General features: G+C 66.4%; 17 protein-coding genes. 3 read left to right on the top strand and 14 right to left on the bottom strand.

The features are described 5' to 3' along the window. Positions 1-5 precede the first annotated feature (5 nt). The gene (locus tag JF781_RS04925) at positions 6-455 is read left to right on the top strand and encodes a hypothetical protein (protein WP_225326280.1); all 450 of its coding nucleotides are present in this window, start codon (positions 6-8) and stop codon (positions 453-455) included. 69 nt (positions 456-524) lie between these two features. On the opposite strand, the gene JF781_RS04920 is transcribed toward JF781_RS04925, so the two are convergent. The 7 genes from JF781_RS04920 to JF781_RS04890 all read right to left on the bottom strand — a co-directional run bounded on the left by JF781_RS04920 (position 525) and on the right by JF781_RS04890 (position 6,898). After that, on the bottom strand, positions 525-1,670 hold the full coding sequence (locus JF781_RS04920; protein ID WP_225326279.1) for a sulfotransferase: 1,146 nt from the start codon (positions 1,668-1,670) through the stop codon (positions 525-527). A 47-nt stretch (positions 1,671-1,717) separates the two neighbouring features. Beyond that, complete coding sequence (locus tag JF781_RS04915; RefSeq protein ID WP_225326278.1) at positions 1,718-2,500, bottom strand: SDR family oxidoreductase; 783 nt, start codon at positions 2,498-2,500, stop codon at positions 1,718-1,720. Continuing rightward, the gene (locus tag JF781_RS04910) at positions 2,497-3,636 is read right to left on the bottom strand and encodes a hypothetical protein (protein ID WP_225326277.1); all 1,140 of its coding nucleotides are present in this window, start codon (positions 3,634-3,636) and stop codon (positions 2,497-2,499) included. The genes JF781_RS04915 and JF781_RS04910 overlap by 4 nt, the downstream gene beginning before the upstream one ends. A gap of 88 nt (positions 3,637-3,724) precedes the next feature. Continuing rightward, on the bottom strand, positions 3,725-4,027 hold the full coding sequence (locus JF781_RS04905) for a hypothetical protein (protein ID WP_225326276.1): 303 nt from the start codon (positions 4,025-4,027) through the stop codon (positions 3,725-3,727). Positions 4,028-4,070: 43 nt separating this feature from the next. Next, entirely contained in the window at positions 4,071-5,132 is a 1,062-nt protein-coding gene (dmpG, locus tag JF781_RS04900) for a 4-hydroxy-2-oxovalerate aldolase (protein ID WP_225326275.1), read from the bottom strand. Then, a complete protein-coding gene (locus JF781_RS04895; protein ID WP_225326274.1) occupies positions 5,129-6,061 on the bottom strand; it encodes an acetaldehyde dehydrogenase (acetylating) in 933 nt (310 codons plus the stop codon). The genes dmpG and JF781_RS04895 overlap by 4 nt, the downstream gene beginning before the upstream one ends. A gap of 51 nt (positions 6,062-6,112) precedes the next feature. Further along, positions 6,113-6,898, bottom strand: coding sequence for a 2-keto-4-pentenoate hydratase (locus JF781_RS04890; protein WP_225326273.1), 786 nt, complete (start codon positions 6,896-6,898; stop codon positions 6,113-6,115). Positions 6,899-6,970: 72 nt separating this feature from the next. Between JF781_RS04890 and kstD the strand changes: the two genes are divergently transcribed. Then, positions 6,971-8,653, top strand: a complete 1,683-nt coding sequence (gene kstD / locus JF781_RS04885; RefSeq protein ID WP_225326272.1) for a 3-oxosteroid 1-dehydrogenase — start codon at positions 6,971-6,973, stop codon at positions 8,651-8,653. A gap of 1 nt (position 8,654) precedes the next feature. Then, a complete protein-coding gene (locus JF781_RS04880; protein WP_225326271.1) occupies positions 8,655-9,515 on the top strand; it encodes a MaoC family dehydratase in 861 nt (286 codons plus the stop codon). 70 nt (positions 9,516-9,585) lie between these two features. Here JF781_RS04880 and JF781_RS04875 read toward each other — a convergent pair whose 3' ends face one another. From JF781_RS04875 to JF781_RS04845, 7 genes are all read right to left on the bottom strand, one after another. Beyond that, positions 9,586-10,425, bottom strand: a complete 840-nt coding sequence (locus JF781_RS04875; protein ID WP_225326270.1) for a hypothetical protein — start codon at positions 10,423-10,425, stop codon at positions 9,586-9,588. Between the two features lie 137 nt (positions 10,426-10,562). Next, positions 10,563-11,744 carry a lipid-transfer protein gene (locus JF781_RS04870; protein WP_225326269.1) on the bottom strand — a complete coding sequence of 394 codons (1,182 nt, stop codon included), beginning with the start codon at positions 11,742-11,744 and terminating at the stop codon, positions 10,563-10,565. After that, positions 11,745-12,146 carry a MaoC family dehydratase gene (locus JF781_RS04865; RefSeq protein WP_225326268.1) on the bottom strand — a complete coding sequence of 134 codons (402 nt, stop codon included), beginning with the start codon at positions 12,144-12,146 and terminating at the stop codon, positions 11,745-11,747. It abuts the gene before it with no gap. Then, positions 12,143-13,105, bottom strand: coding sequence for a bifunctional MaoC family dehydratase N-terminal/OB-fold nucleic acid binding domain-containing protein (locus JF781_RS04860; RefSeq protein ID WP_225326267.1), 963 nt, complete (start codon positions 13,103-13,105; stop codon positions 12,143-12,145). The genes JF781_RS04865 and JF781_RS04860 overlap by 4 nt, the downstream gene beginning before the upstream one ends. Beyond that, complete coding sequence (gene fadE29, locus JF781_RS04855; protein ID WP_225326266.1) at positions 13,102-14,265, bottom strand: acyl-CoA dehydrogenase FadE29; 1,164 nt, start codon at positions 14,263-14,265, stop codon at positions 13,102-13,104. Before fadE29 ends, JF781_RS04860 begins: the two co-directional genes overlap by 4 nt. After that, positions 14,256-15,269 (bottom strand): acyl-CoA dehydrogenase family protein, encoded by a 1,014-nt coding sequence (locus tag JF781_RS04850; RefSeq protein ID WP_225326265.1) that lies wholly within the window; start codon positions 15,267-15,269, stop codon positions 14,256-14,258. The genes fadE29 and JF781_RS04850 overlap by 10 nt, the downstream gene beginning before the upstream one ends. Further along, positions 15,269-16,519 carry a cytochrome P450 gene (locus JF781_RS04845; protein ID WP_225326264.1) on the bottom strand — a complete coding sequence of 417 codons (1,251 nt, stop codon included), beginning with the start codon at positions 16,517-16,519 and terminating at the stop codon, positions 15,269-15,271. The genes JF781_RS04850 and JF781_RS04845 overlap by 1 nt, the downstream gene beginning before the upstream one ends. Positions 16,520-16,626 lie beyond the last annotated feature (107 nt).

Raw genomic sequence — 16,626 nt, 5'->3', positions numbered from 1 at the left:
ACCCCATGGGCGACGATCAGCCGCAGGTACCTGACGTCGATCGGCTTGCGCGATCGATGTTGGCGCTGCACGGCGATCATCACGACCACGAGGAGAAGCCGGGCCGCGACAGCGGCTCCGGATCGTGGTCGAAGTCAAGGGATTTCGCCAACGATCCGCAGCGCGCGGCCGCCGTGGCCGAAGCCAGCCGCGCCGACCGTGAGCGCTACCTCAACTCGGGCCTGCTGCCGGTGGACTGCCGCTTCTGCCACGTCCGCGTCACGGTGCGCAGGCTTGGCCCCGGACACACTGCGGTGCAGTGGAACACCGAGGCGTGGCAGCGCTGCGCGCACTTCACCGAAGTGCGGGAGGCCGGCGGTGACACCGCGCGCACCCGGTCCTGCCCCAAACTGAGCGACAGCATCGAGCATGCCGTCGCCGAGGGCTACCTCGACGACGATCCGGACGCAGACTGACTCCGCGAGACTGTAACTACCGACGGCGCCGCTCGGGAAATGTGTCGCCAGTTGCAGTCTCGCGACGGATCACAGGCCCGCGAACCGCTCCTTGACCGTCTCGGTGCTGAGGCCATAGTCGGCCAGCGAGTAGGTGTGCTTGGGCGCCCGCTCGCCGGACCGGCTGTCGGCATGGGTCTTTTCCATGGCGGCTTTGGCCTCTTCGGTCAGGGTCAGGCCGAAGTGCCGGTAGATGTCGGCCACGGTGCCCATCGGGTCGGCGATCAATTCCTTGTAGTCGACGTCGTAGAACTGGTCCGGGCTGTATTTGGCCCGGGCGGTGTTGAACCGCTCCAACCCCCGCGACCAGGTTTCCATTGCGTCAGCACCGATTTGGGCGCCTGTGAACGTCGTCGACCAGCCCTCGGCGGTGTGCTGCGCGAGCGAGCACATCGAGGCCATGATCGTTTCGACCGGCCGATGGGTCTGGATCACCAGCGCGTCGGGGTAGGTCGCCATCAACGCGTCCAACGCGAACAGGTGACTGGGATTCTTCAGCACCCACCGCTTGTCGGCGTCGTTGAGCCCGATCAGCTGAAGGTTCTTGCGGTGCCGCCGATATGACGGCGTCCAGTCCTGCTCGGAGAGCCACTGCGCGTAGCTCGGCAGGTGCGCCAGCGTTTCGTAGGACACCGAGTGCAGCGACTGCCGCAGCAGCTGCCAGCACTCCTCCAGCTCGTAGGCGGCCATGAAGTGCAGCCCGGTGTAGCCGGGGTTTTCCTGGTGGTGCTGGGTGAATTGCGCGTCGAGCTGGCGATACAGCGGGTGCGACTCCCACGTCTCGCGCGGGGGGCGCGGTTGCGGGAATTCCGCCAGCCACATGTGCAGGCCCTGATGCGCGGGATCGGCGCCCAGGAGCCGGTGCAGCGCCGTGGTTCCGGTGCGCACCAGACCGGTGACGAAGATGGGGCGTTCGATGGCAACGTCGGCGTACTGCGGGTACTGCTTCCAGGCGGCCTCGGACAGCAATCGCGCCACCAGCGCCCCACGCAGGAAGAAGCGATTCATCTTGCTGCCCAACACCGTAAGCCCGGCCTCGGTCCGGTAGGAGTCCAGCAGCACGGAGAGCGCTTCGCGATAGTTGTCGTCGTCGACGCCGAAGTCGTCGAGCCCTGTCAGCTTGGTGGCCGATGCGTGGAGCTCGTCGACGGTACCGATATCGGTGCGATCACTCATTGTTGCGCCGCTTCCTCCTCATCGCTTCTGCATCGTCAGCGCCGACATCACGTGTGATACTCCCCGCAGTTGACGTCCAATGTCTGGCCGGTGATGCCGCTGGACAGATCGCTGGCCATGAACAGGATCGCCGAGGCAACCTCGTCCTCGGTTGGCAGCCGCTTCAGATCGGAGCCGGCCGCGGTGGCCTCGTAGATCTGCTCGGCCGTGGTGCCGTACTTGCCGGCCTGGTGGTTGAAGTAGCCCTGCAATGTCTCGCCCCAGATATAGCCGGGTGCAACGGAATTGACCCGGATCCCCTGCTCGCCCAGCTCGGTGGCCAGCGAATGCGACATGGACAGCAGCGCCGACTTGGCCATCTTGTAGGCGCCGTACTTCGCCTGCGAGTGCCGCAACACCATGGAGTTGACGTTGACGATCGAGCCCTTCGACTCGGCCAGCGCCGGCGTGAACCCCTGGATGAGCCGCAGTGCGCCGAGGGCGCTGAGTTCGATCGCGTCGCGGATATGCTGAAAGCTGGTGCCGGAGAACGGTTTCAGCGACGGCACCCGGAATGCGTTGTTGATCAGCACGTCGACCTTGCCGTAGGCCTCCAAGGTGGCATCGACCAGGTTGCTCACCTGGTCGTCCTCGGTGATGTCCGTGCGCACCGTCGTCGCCCGGCCTCCGAGGTCGGCGATCTGCTTGGCGACGTCGTCCAGGCGTTCCGGCGTGCGGGCCGCCAGCACCAGGTCGGCACCTTCTCGCGTGCATCGGTGCGCCAGCGTCGTGCCCAGACCCGGGCCGACGCCGCTGATCACCACTACCTTGCCGTCGAGCAACTTCGTCATCCCAGCATCCTCGCCTGAATTTGTTGGTGGCGCAACGCAATACGCGCGCGCCAGTCGCCCTCTGAGATCTTGTTGTGATCGTAGTACGGCAACGCGGCCGGAACCTTGTCGATGTCGACCACCTCGACGCTCGGACCGTCGGCATCGGTGAGCTCACGCGACACCCGCTGCCAGCGGAACTGCAGGAAGCCCCGCCGATGGCCGAGCGTCTCGACCCAGTTGGTCACTCCCGGGTTCTGGTCGGCGACGACGATGCGCACCTTGCCGTCCGGATCCGCCTGCGCCTGCGTGTTGTTCAGCGAAGTCTGGTGGTTGATGTAGTCCAGCGAGATGTACCAGAGGCTGCCCAGCTGGAAGCCGAGGTAGGGCGCGTCGGTGACCGGGATGGTGATGACCATCGCCTGATCCGGTCGCAGGTCGAAGTGCCCGACCGACGAGTACTGTGTGGCCAGTCCGCCCGGAGTCAGCCGCGGCGCCACCATGGTGTTGACCGGCAGGTCGAGATAAAACCATTGCGGGAATTGCAGCCAGGTCTTTACTCGCTGGACAAGCTGCTTTCCCGCCGTGGCGTAACGCTTTTCGATGAGCTCGCGGGTCAGCGGCGGCGGTGCGGTGCCCGCCGTGTCGAGCCGCGAGATCGCCAGCGTGCCGCGCTGGGCCGACCAGTCCCCGTACACCTCGCGGATCACCAATTGTCCGGGGCTGGTGGGTCGCACCCGCCACTCGAAGCTGCCGTCGGGCGCGATCTCGAGCTCGCGATCGTCGAACGCGGCCTGGCTGACGGGCACGAAGTCGTCCGTGTATTCGCCGCCGAGTAGCTGGAAACTCAAATCGGTGGTGGTTCCGCGCCTGCCGGTGACCACGTAATCGTGGTTGGCGTGCACCCGGGTACCGAAGTAGAGGGTGTCGGGGTTGTCCAGGCCCATCTTGGTGAACGGCCCGGTACCCGACTGCAGGAAGGGATGGTCGCGGTCGTAGTCCACGGCCAGATGGATGCAGGCCGAGATGCAGCCGGCCAGGTACTGCAACCCTTCGAGGAGGTCGGCTTCGGTCTCGATGAACGGCGCATCGGCCACCAGCTGTTCGGCCTCAGCGATCGCTTGGGTGAGCGGGCCGGAAAAGGAATTTGCGGACACGCCTAGACGCTAGAACGTGTTCTACTTTTTCGTCAATGGCGAACATTCCGGCGCGTCGGCCGCGGGGTTCAAGGACGAGGCAGCTTCGCTACGGCGGGCAGGCGTGGGACAGCTCGATCAGGTGCTGGCGCACGTCGGGATGCCGGTTCAGGTAGTCGATCACGCTGCCGTTACCGCCCTCGCCCTTTGACTTGTCGATCAGTTGCTGGTGGAGGTCGGGATGGCGCTGCAGGTACGAGTCGATGGAACTACCCACGTCCTGATTACACCCGGGATCCGCGTTGGCCACCGGCAGCGCGATCAACGTTGCCGCGGTGGCGGTTAGTAGCCCCCCGACGAGCAGGCCGTGCAGCCCACGGCGGCGGGCGCCGACTGTCTTGGATGTGCTCATGCGCGCCAGGTTACTCGCGCTACCTTTGCGTGCCCTGTGTGTGCTAGCGAGCGGTCGCGGCGCCGCTTTCCTGCTCGCGCTTGATCTCCAGCGCGATGTCGATCAGCTGGTCCTCCTGGCCGCCGATGAGCTTGCGCTGGCCGGCCCGGTGCAACAGCTCATGCGGCGGGACGCCGTAGCGCTCACCCTGGCGGATGGCGTGCTTGAGGAAGCTGGAGTAGACCCCGGAGTAGCCCATGATGAGGGCGTTGCGGTCGAGCAGGCACTCGGCGGGCATGGCGGGGGCGACGACCTCTTCGGCGGCGTCGGCGATGTCGAAGAAGTCGATGCCGGTTTTGACGCCGATCTTGTCGAACACCCCGATCAGCGCCTCGACGGGCGCGTTGCCCGCCCCGGCGCCGAAGCGGCGGCACGAGCCGTCGATCTGCTTGGCGCCGGCGCGCACGGCCTCGACGCTGTTGGCCACCCCGAGTCCGAGGTTCTCGTGGCCGTGGAAGCCGACCTGGGCGTCGTCGCCGAGTTCGGCGACCAGCGCGGCGACCCGGTCCCGCACGCCTTCGAGGACCAGCGCCCCGGCCGAGTCGACCACGTAGACGCACTGGCAGCCGGCATCGGCCATGATGCGGGCCTGGGCGGCCAGCTTCTCCGGGGAGATGGTGTGGCTCATCATCAAGAAGCCGACGGTTTCCAGGCCGAGTTCGCGGGCCAGGCCGAAGTGCTGGATCGAGACGTCGGCCTCGGTGCAGTGCGTGGCGATCCGGCAGATCGAGCCGCCGTTGTTCTGGGCCTCTTTGATGTCCTCCTTGGTGCCCACACCGGGCAGCATCAAGAAGGCGATCTTGGCCTCTTTGGCGGTTTCGGCGGCGAGCTTGATCAGCTCCTGCTCGGGGGTCTTGGAGAACCCGTAGTTGAAGCTCGAGCCGCCCAGCCCGTCGCCGTGGGTGACCTCGATGACGGGCACACCCGCGGCGTCCAGGGCGGCCACGATGGCGCCGACCTCGTCCTTGGTGAACTGGTGGCGTTTGTGGTGCGAGCCGTCGCGCAGCGACGTGTCGGTCATCCGGACGTCCCAGACCGGGTTGAAGAAGATGTCGGTGGTACTCATGCTTGCGCTCCTCCGGCCGTCGCGGTCAAGGATTCCTTGGCGATCTCCTCGCCGACCTTGGTCGCCGCGGCGGTCATGATGTCCAGGTTGCCCGCATAGGGGGGCAGGTAATCGCCGGCGCCCTCGACTTCGACGAACGTGGTGACCAGCGCCTGGCCTCCGGAGTTGATCGACGGATCGTCGAACTGGGGTTCGTTGAGCAGCCGGTAGCCGGGCACGTAGGTCTGCACCTCGGCGACCACGTCGTGGATGGATTGGGCGACCGCGTCGCGGTCGGCGTCCTCGGGGAGGGCGCAGAAGATGGTGTCGCGCATGATCATCGGCGGGTCGGCCGGGTTCAAGATGATGATCGCCTTGCCGCGGGCGGCACCGCCGATGGTCTCCACGCCCTTGCTGGTGGTCTTGGTGAACTCGTCGATGTTGGCCCGGGTGCCCGGCCCCGCCGACAGCGAGGCGACCGAGGCGACGATCTCGGCATACGGCACGCCACCGAGGTCGGCGACCGCGCGCGACACCGCGTACACGATCGGAATGGTGGCCTGGCCACCGCAGGTGATCATGTTGACGTTCGGCGCATCCAGGTGCTGGCGCAGGTTGGCCGGCGGGATCACCGCCGGACCCACCGCGGCCGGCGTCAGGTCGATGGCCCGGATGCCGGCGGCCTCGTACTTGGGTGCGGCGTCGCGGTGCACGTAGGCGCTGGTCGCCTCGAAGACCAGGTCGGGTTTGTCCGACTGCGCCAACAGCCAGTCCACGCCCTCGTGGGTGGTCTCCAAACCCAGCTTGCGGGCCCGCGCCAGACCCTCGCTTTCGGGGTCGATGCCGACCATCCAGCGCGGCTCCAGCCAGTCCGACCGCAACAACTTGTAGAGCAGGTCAGTGCTGATGTTGCCCGACCCGACAATGGCCACACTCGCCTTGGACGGCATGATGCCCCTTTTCGAACTACTGAGATTTAAGTTGGTCGATTTAATTCGAGCCTATTCGAACGCCAGACGCACCGAACCGAGGCCTGCGAAGTCGGCGACGAACTCGTCGCCGGGGTGCGCGTCGATCGCCCGCGTGCACGATCCGGGCAGCACGACGTCGCCCTTGCGTAACCGCACGCCGAACCCGTCCACCTTGCGGGCCAGCCACGCCACCGCGGTGACGGGGTTGCCCAGCACCGCGTCGGTGCGGCCCTCCGCGACGACCTCGCCGTTGCAGCGCAGCACCGCGTCGATCCCCTTGACGTCGATGTCGCGGGGGGACACCCGGGCCTGACCCAGCACGAAACCGGCCGACGACGCGTTATCGGCGATGGTGTCGCACAGCTCGATCTTCCAGTCGGTGATCCGGGTGTCGATCAACTCGATGGACGGGACCAGCGCCTCGGTGGCCGCCAGTACGTCGTCCTCCGTGCAACCGGCCCCCGGCAGGTCCGCGTTCAACACGAAACCGACCTCGACCTCCACCCGCGGATACAGGTAGCGGTTCGCCTTGACCGGGGTGTCTTCGAACAGCTGCATCTCGTCGAGCAAATGCCCGTAGTCGGGCTCGTCGACGCCCATCATCTGCTGGATCGCCAACGACGACAGCCCCACCTTGTGGCCCAGCACGCGGGCGCCCTCGGCGACCCGCTGGCGGATGTTGATCAGCTGAATCTCGTAGGCGTCGACGACGTCGATGTCCGGATAGGCGGCGGTCAGCGGCGGGATCGGCTCACCGCTGCGCTCAGCCTGCGCCAAGTCGGCAGCGAGCTCGTCGCGGGTAGCAACACTGAGCATTTCTCTACGTCTCCTCGTACGGTCGACCGGGCCAGTAGCGGCCGCCCCGGGCAATTCTATAACGTGTTCTACATGTCAGCGCAGGAGTACGACGTCGTCGTGGTCGGGAGCGGCGGGGCCGGCATGGTGGCCGCCCTTACCGCCGCTCACCGGGGTCTTTCCACAATAGTCATCGAAAAGGCCCCGCACTTTGGTGGCTCGACCGCACGCTCGGGCGGCGGCGTTTGGATCCCAAATAACGAAGTGCTCAAGCGTGACGGGGTCAAGGACACCGCGGAAGCCGCCCGCACGTATCTGCACGGGATCATCGGCAACGTCGTCGAGCCGGAACGCATCGACACCTACCTCGAGCGCGGGCCCGAGATGTTGTCGTTCGTGCTCAAGCACACGCCGCTGAAGATGTGCTGGGTGCCGAAGTACTCCGATTACTACCCCGAGTCGCCGGGCGGGCGCGCGGAGGGCCGCTCGATCGAGCCGAAGCCGTTCAACGCCCGCAAGCTCGGGGCCGACGAGCGTGGCCTGGAGCCCGCGTACGGCAAAGTGCCGCTCAACGTCGTGGTGATGCAACAGGATTACGTGCGGTTGAACCAGCTGAAGCGCCACCCGCGCGGCGTGCTGCGCAGCCTGAAGGTCGGCGCCCGCACGATGTGGGCCAAGGCGACCGGCAAGAACCTCGTCGGCATGGGCCGGGCGCTGATCGGGCCGCTGCGAATCGGGTTGCAACGGGCCGGTGTTCCGGTGGTGCTCAACACCGCCCTCACCGACCTGTACGTCGACGACGGCGTGGTGCGCGGGGTCTACGTACGCGGCGCCGGCGAAGCCGAATCGGGTGAGCCCCAACTGATCCGGGCCCGTCGCGGCGTGATCCTGGCGTCGGGCGGGTTCGAGCACAACGAACAGATGCGGGTCAAGTACCAGCGCGCGCCGATCACCACCGAATGGACCGTCGGCGCGGTGGCAAACACCGGCGACGGCATCGTCGCCGCCGAAAAGCTGGGCGCCGGACTCGAATTGATGGAAGACGCCTGGTGGGGGCCCACCGTCCCGTTGGTCGGTGCGCCGTGGTTCGCACTGTCGGAGCGCAACTCGCCGGGATCGATCATCGTCAACATGTCCGGCAAACGGTTCATGAACGAGTCGATGCCCTACGTGGAAGCCTGCCATCACATGTACGGCGGCGAATACGGCCAGGGGCCGGGGCCGGGTGAGAACATTCCCGCGTGGCTGGTCTTCGACCAGCAGTACCGCGACCGCTACATCTTCGCGGGATTGCAACCCGGACAACGCATTCCACGTAAGTGGCTGGAGTCGGGCGTCATCATCACGGCCGACACGCTGGCGGAGCTGGCGACCAAGGCCGGACTTCCGGTGGACGAATTCACCGCGACCGTGGAACGTTTCAACGGTTTCGCGCGCTCCGGTGTGGACGCGGACTTCCAGCGTGGCGAGAGCGCCTACGACAGGTACTACGGCGACCCGACCAACAAGCCCAACCCCAACCTCGGCGAGATCAGCCACGCGCCGTACTACGCCGCCAAGATGGTGCCCGGCGACCTGGGGACCAAGGGCGGCATCCGCACCGACGTCCACGGCCGGGCGCTGCGCGACGACGGCAGTATCATCGAAGGGCTTTACGCCGCGGGCAATGTCAGTGCCCCGGTGATGGGCCACACGTATCCCGGTCCGGGTGGCACCATCGGCCCGGCCATGACGTTCGGCTACCTGGCGGCATTGCACATAGCGGGAGAGAACTGACATGCCTATCGACGTAGACGTCGCGCTGAACGCCGAGCTGGATCCCATCGAATTCTCTTGGGCCAGTAGCGATGTGCAGCTCTACCACCTCGGGCTGGGCGCGGGCGCCGATCCGATGGATCCGCGCGAGCTGCGCTACCTGGTCGACGACACCCCGCAGGTGCTGCCCACGTTCGGCAACGTGGCCGCCACCTTCCACGCCACGAAACCGCCGACCGTGCAGTTCCCGGGCATCGACATCGAACTGGGCAAGGTGCTGCACGCCAGCGAGCGGGTCGAGGTGCCCGGGCCGTTGCCACCGTCGGGCTCGGCGAAGGCCGTCACCCGGTTCACGGACATCTGGGACAAGGGCAAGGCCGCGGTGATCTGGAGCGAGACCACGGTGACCGCGCCGGACGGCACGCTGTTGTGGACGCAGCGACGGTCCATCTTCGCCCGCGGCGAAGGCGGCTTCGGTGGTGAGCGCGGGCCGTCGGGGGGCGACGCCGCGCCCGACCGCGCCCCCGATCTCGAGGTCGACGTGCCGATCCTGCCGCAGCAGGCGCTGCTCTACCGGCTGTGCGGCGACCGCAACCCGCTGCACTCCGATCCCGAATTCGCCGCTGCCGCAGGCTTTTCGCAGCCCATCCTGCATGGGCTGTGCACGTACGGGATGACCTGCAAGGCGATCACCGACGCGCTGCTCGACGGTGACACCGCCGCGGTGGCCGCCTACGGTGCGCGTTTCGCCGGGGTGGCATTCCCCGGCGAGACGCTCAAGGTCGGCATCTGGAAGGAGAGCGGCCGGTTTGTGGCCAGCGTCGTCGCGCCCTCGCGCGACAACGCCGTCGTGCTCTCCGGCGTCGAGCTGGTCCCGGCGTAGGGTTCCGGCCCTTCCGCCGAGCTCCAGCGCGCGGCTAGCTTCACGTTCGCGCTCTACTGTGCGGCCAGCTTCACGTTCGGCTGGCGCGGGCCGCTCGGACCCGACGAACGATATCGGCCGGTCGATTCCCAGCCACCACCCGGATTATCGTCCATCCACGACGCTGCATTCTCTCTAATCGCGTGATGTCCCAGTTGTATTGCGAACGATCGCTGCGATGGTGGTCGCCGTCGTACTCAACAGCGACTTTGACATCCTCCCAACCCATATCCAGATAGCCGATCACGCTGGCGAATTCGTCGAGCACCGGGATCTGTGTCTGCGGCTTCGGCAGGCCGGCTTGGATCAAGACAACGCGCAGCCACGACTCCTTGGGTGACTGGGCCCCAGCGTCGAATAGCTCCAACGCATGTCGTGCTCGCGCAATACCCCTGCGTCCCGCATACCTGCGACCCAACAAGTCGATATCCGCTGCTTTGATCTCCGTCGCTCGGGCGAGCGCATCGATGCCCGCAACAGCAGCCATGAGCGGGTACCAGCAACCCAGATCGAGTGCGGTCCTTGCCGGTGTCGTGACCGGCACCCCGCCAATGATTTCGACTTCGTCGTCCTCGATGAAATCGCCATGCACCTGGATTCCCGGAACGCGGTGGCGATTGTCGTGGATCAGCTCCACCACCCGCCGGTCATCCACCCACTTGCTGCCGTGTAGGGCCGCCGCCGAAAATCCCGCGACCACTCCCCGACGCCCGGCCCACAACCACCCCGCCTTCGCCCTCAGTGCCGCCGTGACGTCGGTGTCGGGATCGACGTAGACATCGCGGAACAACCGCATGTAGCGCGTGTACAGCCGGCTTTTGGTCACGATGCCACGCGCAACCGCCTCACTGCCTATGAACGGCTCGGCCATGACCGCAGCGTTGCATGCGACCGCTAGGGCGTCACTTCAGTTGACGAACGTGAAGCTAGTTTCACGTTCGTCGTCGAGCGTGCGGCTAGTCGCACGCTCGGCGGCAAGCTCGGCGGCAAACCGACAGCCGAAGGCGGCTAGCCGAGGATGAGGCCGGACGTGGGCACGCCCGTACCCGCGGTGACGAGGACGTGCTCGACATCGGGCACCGGGTTCACCGAGGTGCCCCGCAGTTGCCGCACTCCTTCGGCGATGCCGTTCATGCCGTGGATGTAGGCCTCACCGAGTTGGCCGCCGTGGGTGTTGATGGGGAGCCGGCCGCCGATCTCGATCGCGCCGTCGGCGATGAAATCCTTGGCCTCGCCACGACCGCAGAACCCCAACTCCTCCAACTGAATCAGCGTGAACGGGGTGAAGTGGTCGTACAGCACAGCGGTCTGGATGTCGGTCGGCTTCAACCCCGATTGCGCCCACAGCTGCCGACCGACAACCCCCATCTCGGGCAGGCCGAGTTCGGGCCGGTAGTAGCTGACCATCGTGTACTGGTCGGGGCTGGAGCCCTGCGCCGCCGCCTCGATGATCGCCGGGCGCTGCTTGAGGTCCCGCGCGCGCTCGGGCGAGGTCACCACGATCGCGACCGCACCGTCGGTCTCCTGGCAGCAGTCCAGCAGCCGCAGCGGCTCGGCGATCCACCGCGAATTCTGGTGGTCCTCAATGGTTATCGGTTTCTCGTAGAAGTACGCCTTCGGGTTCTTGGCCGCATGCTTGCGGTCGGCCACCGAAATCGCGCCGAAGTCCCGGCTGGTCGCCCCGGACAGGTGCATATAGCGCTGGGCGATCATTGCGACCTGCGCCGCAGGCGTCGAAAGCCCGTGCGGGTAGGAGAAGGAATTGTCGGCCGTGGTCGAATCCGCTTGTGCGCGGGCATCTCCCGCCAGCCGGGTCTGGACCTGACCGAACCGCATGCCGGAGCGCTCGTTGAACGCCCGGTACGCGACGACGACGTCGGCCACCCCGGTGGCGACGGCGATCGCGGCCTGCTGAACGGTCGCGCACGCGGCGCCGCCGCCGTAACCGATCTGCGAGAAGAACTTCAGGTCACCGATGCCGACCGCACGCGCCACCGCGGTCTCGTTGTTGGTGTCCATCGTGAAGGTGGTCAGCCCGTCGACGTCGGACGGGCTCAGCCCGGCGTCGTCCAGGGCATCCAAGACCGCCTCGGCGGCCAACCGCAACTCGCTGCGACCGGAGTCCTTCGAGAAGTCGGTCGCGCCGATGCCGACGATGGCGGCTCGGCCGTTCAATAAACCCGCTGACATCTACGCACCCCCCATCGTCAGCGTCACGGTCGCGATGACGTGGTCGCCAAGGCTGTTGCGCCCGAACACCTTCACGGTGGCCAGGCCATCCTCCACGGCGGTCACCTCACCGGAGAACGTCACGGTGTCGTAGGCGTACCACGGCACCCCGAGGCGCAACCCGATCGACTTGATCAGCGCCGACGGCCCGGCCCAGTCGGTGACGTAGCGCTGCACCAGCCCGGTGTCGGTCAGGATATTGACGAAAATGTCCTTGGAGCCCTTCGCGACCGCCTTGTCACGGTCGTGGTGCACGTCCTGAAAGTCCCTGGTGGCCAAGGCGGTTGAGATGATGAACGTCGGGTCGCCGTAGAGCTTGAGCTCCGGCAGCGTGGTGCCGACCTCGATGACCGGCGCGCTCATGCCCGAGCCTCCGCGGGCTCCCAGGCATAAAGGCTCCAATCCGGCCCGGTGTCACCGGCCGGGAAGTCGATATAGGTTGCCCGCACAGGCATTCCAATCTTCACGTTGGCGGCCTCGACGTTGCGCAACTCGCCGAGCATACGCACGCCCTCCTCGAGTTCGACGAGGGCAATCACGAACGGCAGGGTGCGGCCGGGCACCTTCGGCGCGTGGTGCACCACGAAACTGAACACCGTGCCCTTGCCGCTGGCCACCACATAATCGATCGGTGCGGCCTTTTCCTGCCACACCGCCGGCACCGGCGGGTGCTGCAGGCTGCCGTCGGGACGCCGCTGGATCCTCAGCTCGTGCTCCTTGACGCCTTCCCAGAAGAACGCCGTATCGCGCGACGACGAGGGCCGCATCATCGCGGCCGGGTCGAGGTCGTCGGGCACCGACGACGCGGGCGCCTCTGCCTCGCGGGGCTTGAACTTGAGGATGCGCCAATTCATCTCGGCGACGTCCTCGTCGCCCACCCGCCAGATGATGTGCTGGTTGATGAAATAGCCTTCACCCAAACCGGTCTGCTTGGGCCCGACCACATCACCCATCTCCGAGGTGATGCTGACCTGCTCACCGGGCTGCAGGTAGCGGTGATAGGTCTGCTCGCAGTTGGTGGCGACCACGCCGATGTAGCCGGCGTTGTCGAACAGCTCCATGATGGGGCCCATGGGGTCGTCCTTCGGACGCTCCCCGCCCAGGCCGAACATGGTCCACACCTGAATCATGGCCGGTGGGGCCACAATCCCAGGGTGCCCGACGGCGCGGGCGGCGGCCTCGTCGACATAGATCGGGTTGCTGTCGCCGATGGCCTCCACCCAGTTGTTGATCATCGGCTGGTTCACGGCATCACGGCCGGCGCGCGGCTTGGGCCCACCGGCGGCCTTGATTTCCGCGATGGCGTCCTGGATTTCGGTCATCGAGGCACCCTCGGCACTTTGAGTCCGGCGGCGGCGATCATCTCGCGCATCACTTCGTTCACCCCACCTCCGAACGTGATCACCAGGTTGCGCTTGGTCTGGGAGTCCAGCCAGTTGAGCAGGTCGGCGGTGTCGGAGTCCGCGGGGTTGCCGTACTTGCCGACGATTTCCTCGGCGAGCCGGCCGATGTACTGAACCCGCTCCGTGCCAAAGACTTTGGTCGACGCGGCGTCGGCGACGTTGATGTCCTCGCCGGCTGCGGCCACCTGCCAGTTGAGCAGTTCGTTGATCCGCCACATGGCGTGAATCTCGCCGAGCGCCCGCTTGACGTCGGCGTGGTCGATCGGCGTGACCCCGTCACTGCCCGGCTTGGACGCCCAGGCGTGTACCCGGTCGTAGATGCCGGCGGTGCGGCCGGCCGGGCCGAGCATGACCCGTTCGTTGTTGAGCTGGGTGGTGATCAACCGCCACCCGCCGTTCTCCTCGCCGACCAGCATGTCGGCGGGCACCCGCACGTCGTTGTAATACGTCGCGTTGGTGTGGTGGGCGCCGTCGGACAGGATGATCGGCGTCCAGGAGTAGCCGGGATCCTTGGTATCGACGATCAGGATCGAAATGCCCTTGTGCTTCACGGCTTCCGGGTCCGTGCGGCAGGCCAGCCAGATGTAGTCGGCGTCGTGGGCGCCGGTGGTGAAGATCTTCTGCCCGTTGACGATGTACTCGTCGCCCTGACGCACTGCGGTGGTCCGCAGGGAAGCCAGGTCGGTACCGGCCTCGGGCTCGGTGTAGCCGATCGCGAAGTGCACCTCGCCGGCCAGGATCGCCGGAAGGAACTTCTTCTTCTGCATCTCGCTGCCGAACTGTTGCAGGGTCGGACCCACCGTCTGCAACGTGACCGCGGGCAGGGGCACGTCGGCCCGATGCGCCTCGTTGACGAAGATCGACTGTTCGATCGGTCCGAAGCCCAAGCCGCCGAACTCCTTTGGCCATCCGACGCCGAGCTTGCCGTCGCGGCCCATCCGCCGGATCACCGCGCGGTAGGCCTCGTTGTGGCGGTCCTGCTCCATCGCCTTCATCTCGTCGGACGAGATCAGGTTCGAAAAGTATTCCCGTAGTTCCGCTTGCAGCTGACGCTGCTCCGGAGTCAGGTCTATGAACATTGCGCTCCCACCAGATCGAGACGATGAGAAGGACCGCCGAGCAACCGGGTCAGGTCCTTGATCGTGGAGTAGTACCGGTGCATCGGATAGGTGATGTCCATGCCCATGCCGCCGTGCAGGTGGTGGCAGAGCTGCATCACCGGCGGCGCCTGCGAGGTGACCCAGTACCCGAGGACATCGAGATCGTCGTCCGCGTCGCGGCCTTCGGCCAGCCGCCACACGACCGACTTCGCCACCAAATCGATGGTGCGCGAGGCGATGTAGACCTCGGCGAGCTGGGCGGCCACGGTCTGGAACGTCGACAGCGGCTTGCCGAATTGCTTCCGGTTGGCCACGTAGTCCGCGGTGAGGCGCAGCGCGCCCGCCACCAGCCCGTCGGCGTAGGCGCCGATGGAAGCCAGCGCCAGCTGGTTGACGCGGGGTGCGGTGGCACCCGCCAAGACATCGGAGTCGTCGACGGCGACGTCGGTGAACGTGACCGTGTACTCGTCGGAGTCGTTCGATGTCGGCGTTTGGACCACCTCGACGCCGCCGGCCTTCGGCGACACCACGACCACCGCGCTGTCGGCGGTGACGATCATCCAATCCGCTTGTCCGGCAAAGCCGACGCCGACCTTGGTGCCCGACAACCGGCCGCCCGCGAACGTGGTCGACGGCCGGTCCGGCAGCGCGGCGCCGGGCTCGTTGAGCGCCGCGGTCAGCACCCCGCCCTTCGCGACGCCCGCCAAAAACCGGTCCTGCTGGTCGTCGGAAGCCAGATCAAGCAGCGGCACCACGCCGAAACCCAGCGTGGCCAGGGCCGGTGTGATGGCGCCGTGGCGACCGATCTCCGTCAGCACGGTGGCGACCTCGGGCAGTCCCACCCCGTCGCCGCCGAGGCGCTCGGGCACCGGCAGCGCCGTCACACCCCCGTCGACCAAAGCGTCCCAACTCAATTCACGCTCGGACACCGACGTCACGACGTCGGCGACCGCCTGTTGCGTCGCGGTGAGATCGAAGTCCATCAGGACGTCACCGCGGACTTACCCGTGTAGTCGACCTGCCAGTGCTTGATCCCGTTGAGCCATCCCGACCGCAGCCGCTCGGGCTCCGAAATCGGCTTCAGGTCGGGCATGTGGTCGGCCACGGCGTTGAAGATCAGGTTGATCGTCATGCGCGCCAGGTTCGCGCCGATGCAGTAGTGGGCGCCGGTGCCGCCGAAGCCGACATGGGGATTCGGGTCGCGCAGGATGTTGAAGGTGTGCGGGTCTTCGAAGACCTCTTCGTCGAAATTGGCCGACCGGTAGGACATGACGACCCGCTGGCCCTTCTTGATTTGCACGCCGGCCAACTCGGTGTCCTCGTTGGCGGTGCGCTGGAAGGCCGATACCGGGGTGGCCCACCGGATGATCTCGTCCGCGGCGGTCGATGGGCGCTCCTTCTTGAAGAGCTCCCACTGATCGGGGTTGTTCGCCATCGCGATCATGCCGTGGGTGATGGAGTTTCGCGTCGTCTCGTTGCCCGCCACGGCGAGCATGACCACGAAGAAGCCGAACTCGTCATCGGAGAGCTTTTCGCCGTCGATGTCGGCTTCGATGAGCGTGGTGACGATGTCGTCGGTGGGATTCTTGCCCCGCTCCTCGGCCATCGCCATCGCGTACGTGATCAGCTCCATCGACGACTGCGCGGGATCGACGTGCGCGTACTCCGGATCGGTGCCGCCGGTCATCTCGTTGGACCACCGGAAGAGCTTGTCGCGATCCTCCTGAGGGACACCGAGCAGACCCGCGATGGCCTGCAGCGGCAGCTCGCACGACACCTGCTCGACGAAGTCGCCGGCGCCCTCGGCCGCCGCGGTCTTGGCAATGTTCTGGGCCCGCTGGTCCAGCTCGGCCTCCAGCCGCCCGATGGCCCGTGGCGTGAACCCGCGGGAGATGATCTTGCGCAGCCGGGTGTGGTGGGGCGCGTCCATGTTGAGCATGACGCTGCGCTGCAACTCGACCTGCTCGCGCTTCATCTCCGGCGGCCACGTCGGGATGGCGCCGTTCATCCAGCTCGAAAAGACTTCGCTGCGCTTCGACACGTCCTTGACGTCGGCGTGCTTGGTCACGAGCCAGTAGCCGTGGTCCTCGAACCCGCCCGCGCCGTCGGGGATGTCGACCCAGTGGATCGGCTCCGCCTTGCGCAGCCAGGCGAGCTCCTCGACGGGCAACCCTGCGAGGTTGACGTCAGGGTCGAGGAAGTCGAAGTCGGCGGGAATGTTTGGGGGTGCCATGTAGAGTGCGCTCCTTTTACAACACTAATTGCAACGTGTTCTAGTGCCAGTAAAACACGGCTCCTGCGCAGATAAAAGGCAGGTCACCATCCTCGCTTGTCAGAGTA

The sequence above is a fragment of the Mycobacterium sp. WUMAC-067 genome, from assembly GCF_020217485.1.
Classification (GTDB): Bacteria; Actinomycetota; Actinomycetes; order Mycobacteriales; family Mycobacteriaceae; genus Mycobacterium.
Note: the sequence above shows the minus strand (reverse complement) of the source record. Positions and strands in the feature narration are given on the sequence as shown.